The sequence below is a fragment of the Mesorhizobium escarrei genome (genome assembly GCF_935825525.1).
In the GTDB taxonomy this organism is placed as follows: domain Bacteria; phylum Pseudomonadota; class Alphaproteobacteria; order Rhizobiales; family Rhizobiaceae; genus Mesorhizobium; species Mesorhizobium escarrei.
Window position 1 is genome coordinate 19,170 of record NZ_CAKXZT010000179.1, and the last position, 19,028, is coordinate 38,197.

Annotated in this window: 16 protein-coding genes; 5 read left to right on the forward strand and 11 right to left on the reverse strand. The window is 63.5% G+C overall.

All coding sequences use genetic code 11. The features are described 5' to 3' along the window. The first annotated feature begins 70 nt into the window (after positions 1-70). On the forward strand, positions 71-613 hold the full coding sequence (locus tag NMG80_RS35195) for a YybH family protein (RefSeq protein ID WP_254022398.1): 543 nt from the start codon (positions 71-73) through the stop codon (positions 611-613). Here NMG80_RS35195 and secDF read toward each other — a convergent pair. Next, a complete protein-coding gene (secDF, locus tag NMG80_RS35200; protein WP_254022399.1) occupies positions 576-3,161 on the reverse strand; it encodes a protein translocase subunit SecDF in 2,586 nt (861 codons plus the stop codon). The two genes, NMG80_RS35195 and secDF, sit on opposite strands and share 38 nt — an antisense overlap. Before the next feature lie 136 nt (positions 3,162-3,297). Further along, complete coding sequence (locus NMG80_RS38105; protein ID WP_436798754.1) at positions 3,298-3,564, reverse strand: hypothetical protein; 267 nt, start codon at positions 3,562-3,564, stop codon at positions 3,298-3,300. 610 nt (positions 3,565-4,174) lie between these two features. On the opposite strand from NMG80_RS38105, the gene NMG80_RS35205 reads away from it, so the two are divergent. The 3 genes from NMG80_RS35205 (at position 4,175) to NMG80_RS35215 (ending at position 7,881) form a co-directional block, all read left to right on the forward strand. Continuing rightward, positions 4,175-5,137 carry a sugar-binding protein gene (locus NMG80_RS35205; protein WP_254022400.1) on the forward strand — a complete coding sequence of 321 codons (963 nt, stop codon included), beginning with the start codon at positions 4,175-4,177 and terminating at the stop codon, positions 5,135-5,137. A 122-nt stretch (positions 5,138-5,259) separates the two neighbouring features. After that, positions 5,260-6,804: a sugar ABC transporter ATP-binding protein gene (locus tag NMG80_RS35210; RefSeq protein WP_254022413.1), complete on the forward strand. Its 1,545-nt coding sequence runs from the start codon at positions 5,260-5,262 to the stop codon at positions 6,802-6,804. An 81-nt stretch (positions 6,805-6,885) separates the two neighbouring features. Beyond that, on the forward strand, positions 6,886-7,881 hold the full coding sequence (locus tag NMG80_RS35215) for an ABC transporter permease (protein ID WP_254022401.1): 996 nt from the start codon (positions 6,886-6,888) through the stop codon (positions 7,879-7,881). Positions 7,882-7,970: 89 nt separating this feature from the next. Here NMG80_RS35215 and phnN read toward each other — a convergent pair whose 3' ends face one another. The 9 genes from phnN to NMG80_RS35260 all read right to left on the reverse strand — a co-directional run bounded on the left by phnN (position 7,971) and on the right by NMG80_RS35260 (position 17,647). Continuing rightward, positions 7,971-8,591 (reverse strand): phosphonate metabolism protein/1,5-bisphosphokinase (PRPP-forming) PhnN, encoded by a 621-nt coding sequence (phnN, locus tag NMG80_RS35220; protein ID WP_254022402.1) that lies wholly within the window; start codon positions 8,589-8,591, stop codon positions 7,971-7,973. Next, complete coding sequence (locus NMG80_RS35225; RefSeq protein ID WP_254022403.1) at positions 8,588-9,727, reverse strand: alpha-D-ribose 1-methylphosphonate 5-triphosphate diphosphatase; 1,140 nt, start codon at positions 9,725-9,727, stop codon at positions 8,588-8,590. Before NMG80_RS35225 ends, phnN begins: the two co-directional genes overlap by 4 nt. Positions 9,728-9,819: 92 nt before the next feature. Beyond that, positions 9,820-10,527 carry a DUF1045 domain-containing protein gene (locus NMG80_RS35230; protein ID WP_254022404.1) on the reverse strand — a complete coding sequence of 236 codons (708 nt, stop codon included), beginning with the start codon at positions 10,525-10,527 and terminating at the stop codon, positions 9,820-9,822. 153 nt (positions 10,528-10,680) lie between these two features. Then, complete coding sequence (gene iolB / locus NMG80_RS35235; RefSeq protein WP_254022405.1) at positions 10,681-11,493, reverse strand: 5-deoxy-glucuronate isomerase; 813 nt, start codon at positions 11,491-11,493, stop codon at positions 10,681-10,683. Positions 11,494-11,499: 6 nt separating this feature from the next. Continuing rightward, positions 11,500-11,718, reverse strand: coding sequence for a DUF3318 domain-containing protein (locus NMG80_RS35240; RefSeq protein ID WP_254022406.1), 219 nt, complete (start codon positions 11,716-11,718; stop codon positions 11,500-11,502). Positions 11,719-11,766: 48 nt separating this feature from the next. Then, a complete protein-coding gene (iolE, locus tag NMG80_RS35245; RefSeq protein WP_254022407.1) occupies positions 11,767-12,684 on the reverse strand; it encodes a myo-inosose-2 dehydratase in 918 nt (305 codons plus the stop codon). 151 nt (positions 12,685-12,835) lie between these two features. Next, positions 12,836-14,686, reverse strand: a complete 1,851-nt coding sequence (gene iolD, locus NMG80_RS35250) for a 3D-(3,5/4)-trihydroxycyclohexane-1,2-dione acylhydrolase (decyclizing) (protein ID WP_254022408.1) — start codon at positions 14,684-14,686, stop codon at positions 12,836-12,838. Positions 14,687-14,721: 35 nt separating this feature from the next. Continuing rightward, positions 14,722-16,656, reverse strand: coding sequence for a bifunctional 5-dehydro-2-deoxygluconokinase/5-dehydro-2-deoxyphosphogluconate aldolase (locus tag NMG80_RS35255; RefSeq protein ID WP_254022409.1), 1,935 nt, complete (start codon positions 16,654-16,656; stop codon positions 14,722-14,724). A 145-nt stretch (positions 16,657-16,801) separates the two neighbouring features. Then, entirely contained in the window at positions 16,802-17,647 is an 846-nt protein-coding gene (locus NMG80_RS35260) for a MurR/RpiR family transcriptional regulator (RefSeq protein WP_254022410.1), read from the reverse strand. Between the two features lie 154 nt (positions 17,648-17,801). Between NMG80_RS35260 and NMG80_RS35265 the strand changes: the two genes are divergently transcribed. Further along, positions 17,802-18,911, forward strand: coding sequence for a Gfo/Idh/MocA family protein (locus NMG80_RS35265; protein WP_254022411.1), 1,110 nt, complete (start codon positions 17,802-17,804; stop codon positions 18,909-18,911). Positions 18,912-19,028 lie beyond the last annotated feature (117 nt).

Here is a 19,028-nt window from a genome sequence, read left to right on the forward strand (position 1 = left end):
TGTGAGATCGCCTCGGTTTGACGGGCGGGCTGCTGCTGCGGATCGGTTACAAACATAGGAGAAATTTCTCATGCCAGTTTCACGACGTTCAGCACTCGCTGCAGCGGGCGCCGGTCTCGCGTCGCTTGGGATCACGAAAGCTGCAAGCGACCCGGCCCTTGCCCGTCAGGTCTCCATCGCCGATGAAGAGGTTGCCACGCTCACCAGGCAGACCGCGGAAGCCAACGCGGCGCTGATGCGCGGCGACATCGCCCGATACCGTGCGTTGATCACACTCACCGATGACTTTACGCTGATGTCGCCTTTCGGCGGAACGCCGACGCGCGGCGTGGACATGACGAGCGAACGCTGGGAGGCAATGGGACGATTCTTCAGGAACGGCTCGCTGGAGCAAGAACTCGTCCAAGCCTATGCCGCGGCCGACATGGTGGTTCTCGTGGTCATCGAGCGCGGCCGCGGCGAAGTCGGCGGTCTGCCGGCCCAGGACTGGCCGCTGCGCGTCACTTTGGTCTATCGCCGGGAAGGATCCGAATGGCGGCTCGCGCACCGTCACGCAGACCCGCTCGTCCGGGGTATCAGCCTGGAGCAGGCGGCCGCGCTGGCCCGCCGCTGACGCTTGTGCCGGACGGCTCTTTCGCCACTGCGGCTTCCTCTTGGCTGAGGGCGCCCGGCCGGAGCTTGAACAGGATCAGCAGCGGCCCGGCGACGAAGATCGAGGAATAGGTCCCGGCGAGGATGCCGAAGATCATTGCGACCGTGAAGGACTGGATCACCTCGCCGCCCCAGATCGAAAGCGCCGCCAGCGCAAACAGCGTGGTCACGCCGGTCAGGACCGTTCGCGCCAGTGTCTGGTTCATCGACAGGTCGAGCAGCTCGGCAATCGGCATTCTTTTATAGCGGCGCAGATTTTCGCGGACCCGGTCATAGACGACAACCGTATCGTTGATGGAATAGCCGACAATAGTCAGGATCGCGGCAATCGAGGTCAGATTGAACTCTATGCCGGCGACGACGTAGAAGCCAACCATCAGGATCACGTCGTGGAACGTCGAAATGATGGCGCCGAGCCCGAATTGCCACTCGAACCTGATCCAGATGTAGACGAGCATCGCCAGCAGCGAGGCGAGCACGCCCATTGTGCCGTTGAACGCGAGTTCGGAGGACACTGTCGGACCGACAACCTCGATGCGGCGGAACTCGTAGTCGGTTTCGAGCGCGCTTCTTACCTTCTCAACGGCGGACTGTTCGGCAACGTCGCCGCCCCCCTGGGTGCCGATGCGGATCAGCACATCCCTGGTCGAGCCGAACTCCTGCACCTGCACCTCACCCAGTTCGAGACCCGTCAGCCGCTCACGGATGTTGCCGATGTCGGCCTGCTGGCCCTTCGCCTGCACCTCGATGCTCGAGCCGCCGCGGAAGTCGATGCCGTAGTTCATACCGACAGTGAAGAACAGCGCGGCCGAAGCGATCGACAACAGCACGGACAGCGTGAAGGCGTATTTTCGGAATGCCATGAACGGCACGCGCGTGTCGTCGGGCACCAGCCGCATGACACCGCTGGGCATGGTTTTCGGCCGCTGCCGACGGAGCCAGAACGCGACCAGCCAGCGCGTCAGCGTGAACGCCGTGAATACGGTGGTGACAATGCCGATGGCGAGGGTGACGGCAAACCCCTTGATCGGTCCCGAGCCGAGGAAGAACAGGATGACGGCGGCAATCAGCGTCGTCACATTGGCGTCGACGACAGTCGCCAGCGCCTGTCTGAACCCGGAATCCATCGACTGCACGATGGAGCGCCCTTGACGGTTCTCTTCGCGGACGCGCTCGAAGATGATGACGTTGGAATCGACCGCCATGCCCATCGTCAGCACGATGCCGGCGATGCCAGGCAGCGTCAGCGTCGCCCCGAGCACGGATAGGATGGCGATGATCAGTGCGACGTTGGCCAGCAGCGCGATATTCGCGATCAGCCCCAGCCGCCCATAGGCGAACAGCATGAAGCCGACGACGAGGACCCCGGCGATGATTGCCGCGAACTGGCCCGCCTCGATCGAATCGCTGCCGAGGCTCGGACCGACGGTGCGCTCCTCGACGATGGTGAGATCAGCAGGCAGTGCGCCGGCGCGCAGCAGGACCGCAAGATCGTTCGCGCTCTCCACCGTGAAACTGCCGGATATCTGCCCGGTGCCGCCCAGGATCGGTTCGCGGATCTGAGGCGCGGAGATCACCTCGTTGTCGAGGATGATCGCGAACAGGCGCCCGACATTGGCCTGAGTAGCCTGACCGAAGCGGGTGGCGCCGCGGCTGTCGAAGCGAAACGAGACCACCGGCTCGTTGGTGCGCTGGTCGAAGGTTGCCTGCGCATCGACTAGGTTTTCGCCGGAGACAATGATCCGGTTCTCGATCAAATGCGGAACCCGCGGCTCGTCCGTCGAATACAACACCGTCGAGCCCGCCGGCGGGCGGCCGGAGATCGCCTCCTCGACCGGAATCGACTGGTCGACCATCTGGAAGGTCAGCTTCGCGGTCTGTCCGAGGATATCCTTCAGCCGCTGCGGATCCTGCAGGCCCGGCACCTGGACCATGATGCGGTCCGATCCCTGGCGCTGGATGATCGGCTCGGTCGTGCCGAGTTCGTTGACGCGCCGGCTCACCACCTCGATCGATTGAGTCAGCGCCGCGGCGATCCGGTAGTCGATCCCGGCTTCGGTCAGCGTAAAGCGCAGCAGGCCCGGTTCCGGCTCGGCCATCTCCATCTCGGTCACCGAGCCGCTCATAAAAAGCCCCGTCGAGATCGGCTGCGTCAATCTTTCGAGCGCGCTCTTCGCCGCTTCGATCTGGCCTTGGTCGCGAATGCGGACCTGGATGGAATTGGCGGTGCCGGCAAGCCCGGTATAACCGATCTGGGCATCGCGCAGTGATGTGCGGACCTCGTCGCGTGCCGATTCGAGACGTTCGTTGGCAAGGTCCTGCCGATCGATCTGGAGCAGGATGTGCGAGCCGCCCTGCAGGTCGAGTCCCAGCGTCAGCTGCTGCTTTGGCAGCCAATTCGGCAGCGATGCCAGAGTGGAGGCGGGAACCAGATTGGGAACTGCGTAGAGGATGCCGGCCAGGACTGTCAGCCAGATGAGAATGGTCTTCCAGCGCGAAAAATGCAGCATGTTCTTGTCCGTTCAGCCCATATCGGGCGCAAACCGCCTCCGACAAGAGCTTTGGCGTTCCGATCGGCGAGCAACTCGAAGAACGGAACGCGATGTGAAACTTTGGGAGTCGAGGGCCGGGGTCGCGCGGCCAGGTTCACGCCGTGAGAAGCGGAGGCGCGCGCGCATCAAAGGCGCGGATCGGCGACAGTTCCGGCCGGTCTTCAGACCATATGCCAAACGGTGCGGCTGACGCGGTTTCGGGCGGCAGGCACAAATCCGGGATGATACAAAATGGCTTGCCATTTCCCGCAGTAACAGGCGTTCCCGTCTTGAAACGGGAAGCCTCAGCAGCAACACGGCGCGCAATGTCGCGTACGAGGAAAGTCGGGTGCGTGACTGGCTCGGTTGCGCCGAGCCGCATTTGCTCCCTGGCAAGGTCGTGCGCGACCTGGTCGGCTGTTGCCGCAGGAATGGTCCAGACCAGAAAGAGCAACGAAGCCAGCAGCCGCAGACCAGCACCCAGGCTGAGCAGGACGCCGGGCCCAGCCCGTCCTCGGCCGCCTCGTCTCATCCCATCGCTACGGCTTTCATACACTGCGACCAATACGCTTTCGCCTTCGTTGCCTCAGTAAGCGGCGAGCCGCATTTTTGGTTTAACTACAGCACTTGTGCTGCGAATTGAAGCGCAGCTTTCACGGGACTAGAAGGGTTGGCTCCAGAACCTGTTCTCAGCGATCCGAACTGGATACTCATATACCAGTATCCGCGAGGCTGCCTCCACAAGGAGCCTCATCTGCATAGCTTTGGCCACCTTCGTCCGGGACGTTTGCGCTGCGGGGCAACGCTCCACAATCACGAAATATCAGACAAATCGGACTATTTACGAGCAGCCAATGAGTCTCTAGAGTTCAGACTGCGGCTGGGATGGCGCCGTTCTTTCGCTGCCAGCACCCTTGAGGAGGAGGGCGTCCAAGCCGCATTTCGACAAAGTTCAGATCAGCGAAAATGACTGAATCAATGGGAGGTTGAACATGAAATCTGCGATACGAAATGCGTCCGTCGCCGCCGCGGCCTTGGCTCTCGGTCTGTCCTTCACGGCGATTGCCAGTGCCCAGGACAAACCGACGCTGGCCTTCGTCGTCAACGGCGCTTCCGATTTCTGGAAGGCGGCCGAAGCCGGCGTCAAGAAGGCCCAGGCCGAATTGCCCAACTACAATCTCGAGCTCAAATATCCGGAACAGTCGTCGGTCGCCATCCAGCAGCGGCTGATGGACGATCTGGTGACGGCCGGCGTCAAGGCCATCATGGTTTCGGCCGTCGATCCAAAGACCTCGACCGACGGGCTCAACAAGATCGCCTCGGAGACGGCGCTGTTCACAACCGACAGCGACGCGCCGCAGACCAAGCGTATCGCCTATATCGGCTCGTCCAACATCGATGCCGGCAAGCAGGCGGCCGAGATCGCCAAGAAGGCGATGCCCGACGGCGGCAAATGCCTCGGCTTCGTCGGCCTGCTCGGCGCCGACAATGCCAAAGAGCGCATCGAAGGCATGAAGGAAGGCCTCGCCGGCACCAAGATCGAGCTGATCGACGTGCGTGGCGACGACATCGACCAGGCCCGCGCCAAGAAGAATGTCGAGGACGCGCTGGTCGCCAGCCCCGACGTCACCTGCATGGTCGGCTTCTATTCCTACAACACGCCGCGCATCTATGAAGCGCTGCGCGACGCCGGCAAGCTCGGCCAGATCACGGTCGTCGGATTCGACGACGATCCGATCACGCTGGGCGGCGTCAAGGAAGGCACCGTTGCCGCCACCGTCGTGCAGCAGCCCTTCGAATGGGCCCACCAGGGCATGAAGCTGATGGCCGCCTATCTCGAGGGCGACAAGTCGGGCATTCCGGAGAACGGCCTGATCATCATCCCGACCAAGATCATCGGCAAGGACGACGTCGACGCCTATGCCGCCAATCTGAAGGCGATGTCCGGCAATTAGTACGAAAGCAGTTGTGCCGGCTCGAGGTTCGCTTCGGGCCGGCGGCTCGCATTGACGAACCCTGCAAGGGTCGTCAGTCTGCAGATGTGGCTAGAACGGCCCACCGGCTGCTGTCAGGCATGATGAACTATTCCGACGCATCCATCGGCGCATCCACGATTGCCCCGTTCCTCAGTCTCGAGGGCGTGCGCAAGACCTATCCCGGCGTGGTCGCGCTGGACGGGTTTTCGCTGGAGGTCAGGCCTGGCGAGGTCATCGGCCTCGTCGGCGAAAACGGCGCCGGCAAGTCGACCCTGATGAAGATCCTCGGCGGCGTGACCACCCCCGACACCGGCACCATCATCGTCGACGGCGTCGCCCATGACGGGCTGACCGTCGAGGCCAGCATCGGTTCCGGCATCGCCTTCGTCCACCAGGAACTCAACCTGTTCGAAAACCTCGACGTTGCCGCCAACATCTTTTTCGGCCGCGAGCCGTTGCGCGCCGGTCCGCTGAGGCTTGTCGACCGCGTCAGGCTGCGCACGCTGGCGGCACCACTGCTCAAACGCGTGGGCGCCAATTTCTCGGCCGACACCCCGGTATCGGCGCTGTCGCTTGCCCAGCAGCAGATGGTCGAAATCGCCAAGGCGCTGTCGATCGAGGCGCGGCTGGTCATCCTCGATGAGCCGACGTCGAGCCTGCCGCTTGCCGAAACCGACAAGCTGCTCGATGTCATCAAGGCGCTGAAGGCCGACGGCATCAGCGTCATCTTCATCTCGCATCGCCTTCACGAGGTCGAGCGGGTTGCCGATCGCGTCGTCGTGCTGAGGGACGGCATGCTTGCCGGCACGCTGCCGAAGAACGCCATCAACCACGACCAGATGGTCAAGCTGATGATTGGCCGCATGCTGAAGGAGCGGGAGAAGGCCGCAGAATCGGCCCGCCCGCCGGGCGCCGTCGCCCTGTCGGCCAAGGCCGTTCGCACCAGCGCCTATCCCGACCGGCCGGTCGATCTCGGCGTCAGGCGTGGCGAAATCCTTGGCCTGGCGGGTCTTGTCGGCTCCGGCCGCACGGAACTGGCGCGCGTGCTTTTCGGCATCGAGAAGAGCCTTGGCGGCGCGCTCCAGCTTGATGGAAAAGATCTGGTTCTTGGTTCGGCGGCCGACGCCGTGGCCAACGGGATCTTCCTCGTCCCCGAGGATCGCAAGCTGACCGGCATCCTGCTCGACCTGTCGATTGCCCAGAATATTTCGCTCCCCAATCTGCCGGCTCATGCCCGGCGATCCTTGGTCTCTGCCCGCGCCGAAGCCGTCACCGCTGAGAAGCAGAAACGCAATCTCGGCATCAAAGCGCCCTCGGTGGCGACGCGCACCGGCTCGCTGTCCGGCGGCAACCAGCAAAAGGTGGTGCTGGCCAAGTGGCTGGCCATGAGCCCCAAGGTGATGATCCTCGACGAGCCAACCCGCGGCATCGACATCGGCGCCAAGGCCGAGATCTACGGGCTGATGCGGGCGCTGGCCGATGCCGGCGTCGCCGTGCTGATGATATCGAGCGACATGGAGGAGGTGATCGGCGTCTCCGACCGCATCGCCGTCATGCATGAGGGCCAGATCTCAGGCATCCTCGACAAGGAACAGTTCAGCCAGGAAAACGTCCTGCTGCTGGCCGTCGGCAAGCAGCCGAAATAGTTTTTATTCGCGCAGGTTCTGACCGCAAAACCGCGGAACACTTTTGCGGAACCTGCTCAGGCAGCCATTGGGGAGAAGACGATGAGCAAGAAAGATCTCGGCCTGCTGATCCTGATCCTTGTAGTGGGAGCGGTGGTTGCGATCATCAACCCGCGCTTCCTGCTGCCGATCAACCTCGCCAACACCTCGAACCTGATCGGGCTGTTCGGCATCCTGGCGATCGGCCAAGCCTTCGTCATCATCACCGGCGGCATCGAATTGTCGGTCGGCTCGGTGGTTGCGCTGCTCGGCGTCCTGTTCGTCGATTTCATCGCCACGCGCGGCATGGCATGGCCGGTGGCGCTGCCGCTGATCCTCATGCTCGGCGGCATCATCGGGCTGGCGCATGGCTGGCTGATCACGCGGCTCAAATTGCAGCCTTTCGTGGTGACGCTGTGCGGCCTGTTGATCTATCGCGGCGTGGCGCGGTTCTACACGGCCGACGGCACGGCGGGATTCGCCTTCGGGCAGAATTTCCCGGAGCTCGAATTCCTGACCGCGGGGCGATCCTATGGCGTGCCGAACAGCTTCATCGCGCTGATCCTCATCGCCATCGTGATGTGGGTGGTGCTGCACCGTTCGGTGTTCGGCCGCTACCTCTACGCCATCGGCAAAAACGAGGAGGCGGCGAAATATTCGGGCATCCGCACCGGCCGCGTCGTTATGGCCGCCTATGTCATCTGCGGTGTGCTGACCGCGCTGTCGGCGATCTACTTCGCCATGTACACGCGCTCGATCTCGCCGGCCAGCCACGGCCAGTTCTACGAACTCTATGCCATTGCCGCAGCTGTGCTCGGCGGCTTCTCGCTGCGTGGCGGCGAAGGCTCGCTGATCGGCGTCATCCTAGGCACGGTTCTGCTGCAGGAACTGCAAAACCTCGTCAACCTGCTTGGCATCCCGTCCTCGCTGAATTTCGCGGTGATGGGCGGCGTGATCCTCATTGGCGTGCTTGTCGACCAGCAATGGGGCGTGTACCGGGAGCGGCGGCTGATGCTGGAGGCAACCCGCAAGGGCGCGGCCAGCGTGGCGGCGGAATAGTGCTTCGCGAACCTTGAGTCGGCAGGAAAGAGGGGCGCGCGAAGGATCGCTACAGATGAGTTCTGCCCCGCTGCATTCTTCGATCGATGTCAGGGTCGGGCGGAGAACGCCATCGCCTTGCGCAGCACTTCGACAAAACGCTCGCCAGCCGCCTCGCGCGGGCCGCTATTGTCGATCGCGGTGACGCCTGGCCCGGACAACGCCACATTCGCGCTGCGCGCCAGCCGCGCCAGCACTTCGCCACGCGACTCGCGGCCGCGCATCGCCAGTCGCTCGGCCAGGATCTGCGGCGACGCGGTGATCTCGACGACAGCCAGATTGGCATAGCGATCACGCAGCGCCGGGATTATGGCGCGGGAGACATTGGCGATGGCGACGCGGCCATTGGCCACTGACCGGTCGACTTCAGCCGGGATGCCGTAGCGCAAGCCATGCGCCTCCCAGGAGATGGCGAAGGCGCCGTCCGCGTCAGCCTCGACGAAGGCCGCATCGGCCAGGGTGTCGTGATCCTCGCTCGTCGTGTCGCTCGGCCGGGTGATGACCCGGCGCACGAACTCCAGCCGGGTCTCGTCGGCAAACAGCGACCGGGCATAGCCGATCACCGTGTCCTTGCCGGCGCCGCTCGGCCCGACGACGGCGACAAACACGCCGTCGCGGATCGGAAACGCCGCGGCGGACAATTCACGCTCGGCCGACGCCGACACCATCACGCGACCCGACGCCCCTGCCGCCAGACCGTGCGGACAACCGGGACATGATCGTCAAGGCGTACGCGAACCAGATCGGCGCGCCGGCCCTGCTCGATAACGCCACGGTCGGCGAGGCCGACCGCCTCGGCCGGGTTCTTCGAAACCATCGCCACCGCCTGCGGCAGGGAAATGCCGTCGACCACGTCGCCGAGGAAAAACGCCGACTGGATCAGGCTGAAGGGGATGTAGTCGGACGACAATATGTCGAGCAAGCCTTCGCCGGCGAGCGTCCGAGCCGAAACATTACCCGAATGCGAGGCGCCGCGCATCACGTTCGGGGCGCCCATCAGCACCCCGAGCCCTGCCTCCTTCGAAGCTTTCGCGGCCTCCTTGGTGGTCGGGAACTCGGCGACACGGACGCCTTGCTCGATCGCCTCGTCGACATGGCCGGTCGTGGCGTCGTCATGGCTGGCCAGCACGATGCCGCGCTGATGGCAGGCAGCAGCGATGAAGGCGCGGTTCGCCCCCGAATTCGTCGCCGACTCCGCCATCCGCTTCTCGCAGAATTGCTGGAATTCGCGGTCCGTCAGCTTCAGCTTGCGCTGGTAGTAATAGGCATAGGTTTCGAGATCGACGAACTGACGCTGCCCGGGCGCATGGTCCATCAGCGACGCCAGCTTGATCCTGTCATCGCCGTCAAAATGCGCGAAGGCGGCGAGGCAATCCGGCGCCGAAACCTCGCAGCGCAGATGGATGAAATGGTCGGCCCGCAGCCGGTCCTGATGGACGCTGTCCTCGATCGCATCGGCCAGCTTGCGCATGTCGGCCGAATTCATGTCGGCATCGTCGTCCATGCCGACGCGCAAGGCGTCGAGCACGGTGGTGATGCCGGCCGTCGCCACCTGCGCGTCATGGGCGAGCACCGCGGCGATCGGGTTCCAGCGCACCTTCGGCCGCGGTGCGTAGTGACCCTCCAGGTGGTCGGTGTGAAGCTCGACCAGCCCGGGAATGATGAAATCGCCGCCCATGTCTTCGCCGCTCCGGGCGGCGCCGGCGTCGATCCCGGCGATCAAGCCGTCGCGCAGCACGATCGACCCTTCGACGATCTCGTCGGCAAGCACGATGCGGGCATTGTTGAGAACGGTCTCGACGGTCATTTCAGGCAGTCCTTGGAGCATTTTGCAGCCAATTGGAATCACCGATTGGGTGAATTGGCGTCGCACAAATACGGTTAAAACAAATAGCCATCTCAGGCAGTTTTTCTCGCCGGGCGGCGCCCGACCGCGTGATGGGAAAGCACCATGAACGGGGCGCCCGGTTCGGTTTCGACAAACAGGGTCAGTGCGTCCACCGGCACCGGCCGTTGCAGGACCTGCGCAAACAGGCTGTCGATTGCTGCGCGAAGACGCGGGCTTTCCTGTGACGAGACACGGCCGGACAGCGTCATATGGAACCGGAAGGTCTCGAAGACATAGGGGTAACCCCACTGGCAGAGATTGCGGAATTCAGCTGGCTTCAGCGAATCGGGGCTGCGCCGTTCGATCTCAGCCTCGCTCAGCGGGGCGCGAAAACGATCGAAGTCGCGCACAACGTCGTCGGCGAAGCGGTTGAGCGCCGGCAGCGGTCCTTCCGGCACCAGGGCGAAGAAGCCGTCGATCTGGCTGACGACCAGCCGTGGGATCGTCACCACCGGCGTCGCCTCGGCGAAATCGTCCAGTGCTGCGCGAAGCGCGCCTTCCGTCTCGTTCGAAGCCAGGCGGAAGGGCGCCTTCAGTGTCGCATGAAAGCCGTAGCGGCGTGCCGAAGCGGTGTGGAAGGCGACTTCCGCCGCCGACAGTTCGCCCACGGCCTCGACCGGCCTCGTGGCGGCGCCGAACGGGTCGCGGCCGAGCCAATTGGCGGCGGTCCGCGCCAGCGGTTCGTCCTGCCGGGGGGTGAAATAGACAGCGTAGCGCATCGAAAGTCCTCGTCAACTCCCGCTGCCATAGGCGATTTGCGTGACGAAATGACGAAGCTGATGGTCGTTCCTGATAACAAACTTGTTCAGGCGGGTCATTAGCCGACGATTTTTTCGCCTTGGGCCGGTTTGCCGACCCGGACGGGCAGTGCCTCAGGCCTTCATCAGCCATTCGTGCTCGGGCGCGTTGTGGAATTTCCACGTCCGCTTCGGCCCTGCCATGACATTGAGGTAGTAGAGGTCGTAGCCATGGCAGGCGGCGCAGGGGTGATAGCCCTTTGGCACCAGCACGACATCGCCGTCCTCGATCGCCATCGCCTCGTCGAGCGAACGAGCGCCGTTCCGATCGGCATCGGTGTAGACGCGCTGGAAGGCAAAGCCCTGCGGCGGATTGAGGCGGTGGTAATAGGTCTCCTCGAGATAGGACTCGGCCGGCAGATTATCCTGGTCATGCTTGTGCGGCGGATAGCTCGATGTATGGCCGCCGGGCGTGATGACCTCGACCACCAGCAATGAATCGGCCGGCTTGCCTTCCGGCAGGATGTTGGTGACATAGCGCGTGTTGGTGCCCTTGCCGCGAACCTCCTGGCCGAGATCCTTCGGCGCAATGACGCGGACCGGCAGTCCGCCGCCAAGCCCCGGCGCCGAGCAGACCGCAAGTTCGAGATTGGTGTCGGCGGTCACCGACCAGTCAGAGCCCTGCGGCACATAGACCGACCACGGCTTGCCCTCGAAGGGCGACATGCGTTCGCCGAGCAGGCCGAGATCCTTGCCGCCCGCCGTCGCCTTGCCCTTGCCGGTGACGAACACCAGGCAGACTTCACGGTTCGCGGTTTCCGCGGAGGCTGTTTCGCCTGGCCGCAATCGATGCAGATCGAAACCGACATAGGTCCAGCCGGCGTTCTGCGGCGTCACATGGGCGACGCGGCCATGGCCCTTATCGGCTTTGACGAGCAGTTTCGACATCCAGGCTCACTCCTTTGGTTCGGTGTCGGCCGAATCCTTGCCGCCGTCGGCCGGCTTGTAGAGATAGAAGAACTGCCAGACCGCATAGCCGGCGAAGCCGAGCGCGATCGTGCCCCAGAACGGCGCGCCGGTGGCAAACTCGACCACGGACCAGACCAGGCAGACCGCGACGATGGCAACGCGCCGCCACAGTGGCCGAAAGAACGGATGCTCGGAGTCCTTCATCGGATCAGCCCCCGCATCGAATCACCCCGTCGCCGTGAATAGAGTCGCTCAAGCATTGGGGAAGCCCTGCGTTTCAACCGTGTAGCCGGCGGCCGTCATCACCCGCATCAACTCCTTGTAGCCGACTTGCGCCATCTTGAGCGGCGGATTCTTCTTGGGATCCTGCTCGGCCTCGACCACGAACCAGCCTTCATAGCCATAGTACGCCAGCCTTTCCACAATGGCGCCAAAATCCAGCGAGCCGTCTCCCGGCACCGTAAAGGCGCCGAGCGCCACGGCATCGAGGAAGGATTGCTTCTGGCGATCGAGTTTTTCGATCACCTCCATCCGCACGTCCTTCACATGGACATGGTTGATGCGCCGGTGATGATTGTCGATGGCGCGCAGCACGTCACCGCCGGCAAAAGCCAGATGGCCGGCATCGAGCAGCAGTGGAATGCCTTCTCCCGAGTAGCGCATGAACGCGTCGAGCTCGGGCTCGGTCTCGACGACCGCCGCCATATGATGGTGGTAGGAGAGCGGCATGCCTTGCTCGGCGCACCATTCGCCGAACTGCGTCAGGCGCCTCGCATAGGCCTTCAACTCGTCGTCCGAAAGCCTGGGCTTGGTGGCGAGCGGCTTTGAGCGGTCACCCTGGATGGAGCGGCCGACCTCGCCATAGACGATGCACGGCGCGTTCACCGCCTTGAACAGATCGATCATCGGCTGGATGCGATCCTTGTTCCTGGCCATGTCTTCGTCGACCAGCGTACCGGAGAACCAGCCGCCGCAAAGCGTGACGTCGGCCTCCTGCAGGATCGGCAGCATGATTTTCGGGTCATTGGGAAAACGACGGCCCATTTCCATGCCGGTGAAGCCCGCCGAACGCGATTGCGCCAAGCACTCCTCCAGCGAGACGTCATCGCTGAGTTCCGCAAGATCGTCGTTCCACCATGCAATGGGGGACATGCCCAGTTTGGCTTTCAAATCGTCACTCCGATTTCAGTTCGTGTCCACCCTCCCCCCTGTGGGGAGGGTCGCTGCGTAGCAGCGGGGTGGGGGTGCGGCGCCGGACCCCCACCCGGACCTTCGGTCCGATCCCCCACAAGGGGGAGGGCGGGGCTTGGCAGCGCCGACATCAATCTCCAATCTTCTGCATCTGCCGCTTTTCATCATAGTCCCTGCGCGCCGCATTCACTTGCGGCCGGGTCGAGACTTCCGGCACCGCGACGTCCCACCAGCTTCCACCGGCTTCGGTCGAAACCAGCGGATCGGTGTCGATGACCAGCACTGTGGTCCTGGTATTCTTCTTGGCTTGCGCCAGCGCCGTTTCCAGCCCGGCGATCGACGAAACTTTCTCGGCAATCGCACCAAGGCTTGCCGCATGCGCGGCGAAGTCGATGTCGGGCAAAATCTCGTGGCGTGCATCCTTCAGCAGATTGTTGAAGTTGGCGCCGCCGGTTGCCATCTGCAGCCGGTTGATGCAGCCATAGCCTCGGTTGTCGAGCAGCACGATGGTCAGCTTGAGGCCGAGCATGACCGACGTTGCGATCTCGGAATTGAGCATCAGATAGGAACCGTCGCCGATCATCACGACGACCTCCTCGTCGGGCTTGGCCATCTTGACGCCGAGCCCGCCTGCGATCTCATAGCCCATCGTCGAGAAGCCGTATTCGGCGTGGTAGGAGCCGGGCGCGCCCGCCTGCCAGAGCTTGTGCAACTCGCCGGGCAGGCCGCCGGCAGCATGAAGCAATATCACGTCGGAGCCCATGGCGCGCTGCACGGCGCCGATCACCTGCGCGTCGGACGGGTAGGCGGCATTGGTCGACGCCGTCACCTTGCCGGCTTCGGCCTGCCAGTCCTTTTTGCCCCGGGTAGCATTGTCGGTCCAGGCGGCCGGCGCCTGCCAGCCGTTCAGCGCCGCACCGAGCTCGGCGAGCCCTTCCGCCGCATCAGCTATTAGCGGCAGCGCCTGGTGCTTTCCCGCATCGAAAGGCTGGACGTTCAGTCCGATGATGGTCTTGCCGGAATTCTTGAACAGCGCCCACGAGCCGGTGGTGAAATCCTGCAGCCTGGTGCCGACGGCGAGCACGACGTCGGCTTCCTCGGCCAACCGGTTGGCGGCCGAGGTGCCGGTGACGCCGACCGCCGCCATGTTGAGCGGATGATCGTCCGGCAGCGAGGATTTGCCGCCCTGTGTCTCACAGACCGGGATGGCGGCGCCTTGCACCAGCTTCGCCAGTTCGCCGGAAGCCTGTGAATACAGCACGCCGCCGCCGGCAATCACCAACGGCTTTTTCGCGCCCTTCAGGGCTGTCACCGCGGCCGCCAATTCCTGGCGGTCTGGACGCGGCCGGCGCTGATGCCAGACCCGTTCGGCAAAGAAGCTCTCGGGGTAATCATAGGCCTCGGCCTGCACGTCCTGGCAGAGCGCCAGTGTCACTGGTCCGCATTCTGCCGGATCGGTCAGCACTTGCAACGCACGGTTGAGCGCCGGGATGATCTGCTCGGGCCGGGTGACGCGGTCGAAATAGCGCGACACCGGGCGAAAGCAATCATTGACCGTCTTCGTGCCGTCGGAAAAGTCCTCGGCCTGCTGCAGCACAGGCTCGGGGATACGATTGGCGAAGACGTCGCCCGGCAGAAACAGGACGGGCAACCTGTTTACATGCGCCAGTGCCGCCGCCGTCACCATGTTGAGCGCGCCGGGCCCGATCGAACTGGTTGCCGCCATGAACCGGCGGCGGAAATTGGCCTTGGCATAGGCAATCGCCGCATGCGCCATCGCCTGTTCGTTGTGAGCGCGGAAGGTCGGCAATTCGTCGCGCACCTGATAAAGCGCCTCGCCGACGCCGGCGACGTTGCCATGGCCGAAGATCGCCCAGACGCCGCCGAAGATCGGCACTTTCCTGCCGTCGATCTCGGTCATCTGGCGAGCAAGAAACCGGGTCAGCGCCTGCGCCATCGTCAGGCGGATTGTCTTGGTCATGGTGTTTTCCTCCGCAGTCCTTATGCCGCGCCTTCTTATGCTGCTTTGCGGCCGCGCGCGGCAAGCCATGCCTCGGTCAGTCGCTCGAAGCGCGACGCCATGTCGGCCACCGCCTCCTCATCCGACATCTTGCCGGCAAGCCATTGTTCGGCCGCGTTGATGAAGATGGTGCGACCGACGGCGAAGCCCTTGACGATCGGCGCCTTGGCAGTGGCGGCGAAGGCCGCTTCCAGTTCGTCCTGCGGCGCTTCCAAGCCGAGCAGAACAACCCCGCGGCACCACGGATCGTGCTTCAGGATCACCGCTTCGATCTTTGCCCAGGCCCCGGCCGAGGCTTGCGGTTCAAGCTTCCACCAGTCGGGCTTGATGCCAAGCGCATAGAGTTCCTCAAGCGCGCGCGGGATGGTCGTGTCGTCGAGCTCGCCGTGCTTGCCGGCGATGATCTCGATGAGAAGTTCTCTCCCCACTTTCCGCACGCCCTCGAACAGGCTTTTGAGCTTCTGCTGCTGCTCGGTCTTCAGCGCCTCCGGGTCGTCGGGGTGATAGAAGCACAGGCATTTGATGCAATGGTCGACCGGCCACTCGATCAATTGCGAGCCGATATCCTGCGAGAATTCGAAACGAAGCGGCCGCGATCCCGGCAGCTCGACCGGCCGGCCGAGCCAGGCGAAGCAATGGCGGGCGAATTCGAACATCGCCTCGCGGCCGTATTTTTCGTCGAGCAGCATGCCGTAGCCGGCGCGGCCGGCGGCAACTTTTGCCGCCGCCTTGACCGTCAGCACCTTGAAATCATGGATGCGCGACGGATCGGCACCGGCCTTCGCGGCGACATCGTCAAGCTGGATACGGTGATCGCAGGCCAGCGCCATCAGCGAGGGAATGTCGCGCCGGCGCGTCGTCGCCCAATGGATATGGTTGATCGCCTCGTCCTTGCGCAGCGCCAGGTGCTGGCTGCCGTTCTTCAGGAAGAACTGCAATTCCTCGAAGGTCGGGTATTCCGGCGCGCACAGCAGCCGCGACACGGCGAAAGCGCCGCAGGCATTGGCCCAGGTCGCCGCGGTCTCCAGGCTCTCCTCGCCGAGCCAGCCGCGCAGGAACCCCGACATGAAGGCATCGCCGGCGCCGAGAACATTGTAGACCTCGATCGGAAAACCCTTGCCGACGATGCCGTCCTCGAGATCGTCGCTGATCGGTCCATCATAGACGATGCAGCCCATGGCGCCGCGCTTCAAGACGATCGTGGCCTCGGACAGCGAGCGGATCGTCTTCAACGCGCTCAGGCAATCGTCGGTACCGGAGGCGATCATGATCTCTTCTTCGGTGCCGACGATCAGGTCGCAATCGGGCAGCACCGACTTCAGCTGGGCGGAAACCCGGTCGGATTTCACATAGCGCTCGAAGCCTTCGGCATGGCCGGCAAGGCCCCACAGATTAGGGCGGTAGTCGATGTCGAACACCACCTTGCCGCCCGTGGCCTTGATGACACGGATCGCCTTGCGCTGCGCGGCATCGCTGTTGGGCCGCGAAAAATGCGTGCCGGTGACGACGATCGCGCGTGCCGAAGCGATGAACGTCTCATCGATGTCGTCTTCCGAAAGCGCCATGTCGGCGCAGTCGGTGCGATAGAAGATCATCGGCGAGACGCCCTCGTCCTCGACCGACAGCAGCACCAGCGCGGTCAGCCGGTCCGGGTCGGTCGTGAGGCCGTCAACCGAAACCCCTTCACGCGTCAGCTGCTCGCGGATGAAGCGGCCCATCTGCTCGTCGCCGACGCGGGTGAGCAGCGCCGAGCGCAGGCCGAGCCTGGCCGTGCCGACCGAAATGTTGGCCGGACAGCCGCCGACCGACTTGGCAAAGGAGGTGATATCCTCCAGACGCGAGCCGATCTGTTGGCCATAGAGGTCGACCGAGGCGCGGCCAATGGTGATGACGTCGAGCGGCGCATGTTTCGCGTCCACGGCTTCGCCCATTCGAACCTCCCGTTAGCCTTGTTGTCTTGGTAACACATTGTTTGGGTAACACGCGCGAGCGGCAGCGTGGCGCCGGCAATATGAAATAATAATTCCAATCCATAGTCAATATGGAATGAGTGTTCCTTTGCCTAAAAGTAGCCTGTCAGGCCTTGCGCTTGCCGGCGGTGTCGCGCCGCTTTTCGCCAACCGCGACAGTCAGCGCCATGGCCAGCGCCATCGTCGCCGACAGCGAGCGGAAGCCGGCGAAATCGGCTTCAGCGACCTCGAACCAGACTTTGGCGAACTGGGCGAGCGGGGAAAAGGAACTGTCGGTGATCGCTACAATCGGAACGCGTTGCTCCGAGATGACGCGCGCCTCCTCAATGGTCGCCGGGGCATAAGGCGAAAAACTGATGGCGATGACGGCATCCCTGGGCGAGGCAAAGCTGATCATCTCGGCGTTGAGGCCGGCGGCTGATTCGATCAGCTGGTTGCGGATCTTGAGCTTGCCCAGCGCATAGGCGATGTAGGAGGCGACCGGATAGGAGCGGCGCTTGGCCAGCACATAAATGGTCTCCGCTTTCGCCAGCAAGGTGATCGCAGCCTCGAAATGGTCTTCGTTCAACCTGCCTGAAATATCGTTGAGCGAGGTGCTCGCCGCGGCGACGAAGCCGTCGAAAATCGCCCGGTGACCGGCGCCTTCCTCGGCCTTGGCGCGCAATGCCGCCAGTCTTTCATCATAGGACGAATTGCGCTCGCGCAGGCGCTCGCGAAACACCAGCTGCAGGCTGGTGAAGCCGTCGAAGCCGAGCTGCTGTGCGAAGCGTATCAAGGTCGAAGGCTGGACGCCGGCGGAGGCGGCGATGCTGGCGGCGGTGCCGAAGGCAATATCGTCGGGATTGTCGAGGGCATAGGCGGCGATTTGCGCGATGCGCTTGGGCAGGCTCTGGCGCCGTTCCAGGATCGTCGTACGCAGCGTCTCGAAATCGCGGGGCACCCGTTCGTCCATAGTCGCTCCGCCTAGGTCCATCAGTCGATGCCGTGTGATGCCCCATCATAGCGAGCCTGTGCAAGAAGGCCATAAAAAATGAGCCATGCGTTCCATTTCTGGACAAAATGGACTAATTCATCCACACAACCTTCCTGGCAGCGGAGACAAGGAAATGGTCGGAGTCGGTCTTATCGGCACGGGGTTCATGGGCAAGTGCCACGCCATCGCCTGGAACGCAGTCGGCACCGTCTTTCCGGATGCGGCCAAGCCTAGGCTGGTCCATCTCGGCGAGGTCAGTGACGACCTTGCCAAGCGCCGGGCGACCGAGTTCGGCTTCGCCAAAGGCTCCGGCGACTGGCGCGCCGTCGTCGACGATCCGGACGTCGATATCGTCTCGCTGACCACGCCGAACCAGTTCCACCCGGAGATGGCCATCGCCATCCTCGAAGCCGGCAAGCATCTGTGGTGCGAAAAACCGATGGCGCCGAGCTTTGCCGAGGCGCAAGCCATGGCGGCGGCGGCGCAAAAATCCGGCAAGGTGGCCGCGCTCGGCTACAACTACATCCAGAATCCGGCGATCCGCCATATCGGTGCGCTGCTCGACGAGAAGATCATCGGTGAAGTCAACCATCTGCGCATCGAGATGGACGAGGATTTCATGGCCGACCCGGAGGCGCTGTTCTTCTGGAAGCACGAGGCGGCGTCCGGTTACGGCGCGCTCGACGATTTCGCCGTGCATCCGCTGTCGCTGGTCTCGGTGCTGTTCGGCCGCGTCGCCCGCGTCATGTGCGACATGGCAAAACCCTATGCCGATCGCCGCGTCGCATCAGGCGGGCGTCGCGCGGTCGAGACCTACGACATCGCCAGCGTGCTGATGCATCTCGAAAACGGCATGGCCGGCACACTGCTGGTCAACCGTTCGGCCTGGGGCCGCAAGGGCCGCATCGCCATCCAGATCTTCGGCTCCAAGGGCTCGATCCTGTACGACCAGGAGCGGATGAACGAGTTCCAGCTTTACCTGACATCCGACCGCCCGACCGAGCAAGGCTATCGCTCCATCCTGGCGGCGCCGCACCACAAGCCCTACGACGCCTTCCTGCCGGCGCCCGGCCACGGCCTCGGCTTCAACGACCTCAAGATCATCGAGTGCCGCGAGCTTTTGACGCGGCTTGCCGGCAAGCCGGCGCGGATCATCGATTTCGACGAAGGCCTCGAAATCGAGCGCACCGTGCATGCCATGGCGCGCTCATTCGAGGAACAGCGCTGGGCGGATGTGAGGTAGCGCCGGCTCCCCTTCTCCCCCTGTGGGAGAAGGTGGCCGAGCGAAGCTCGGTCGGATGAGGGGTGTTGGACGGATCGCTACTTTGAAGCTTTGAAGTAACCGGGGCAAAACCGGTGG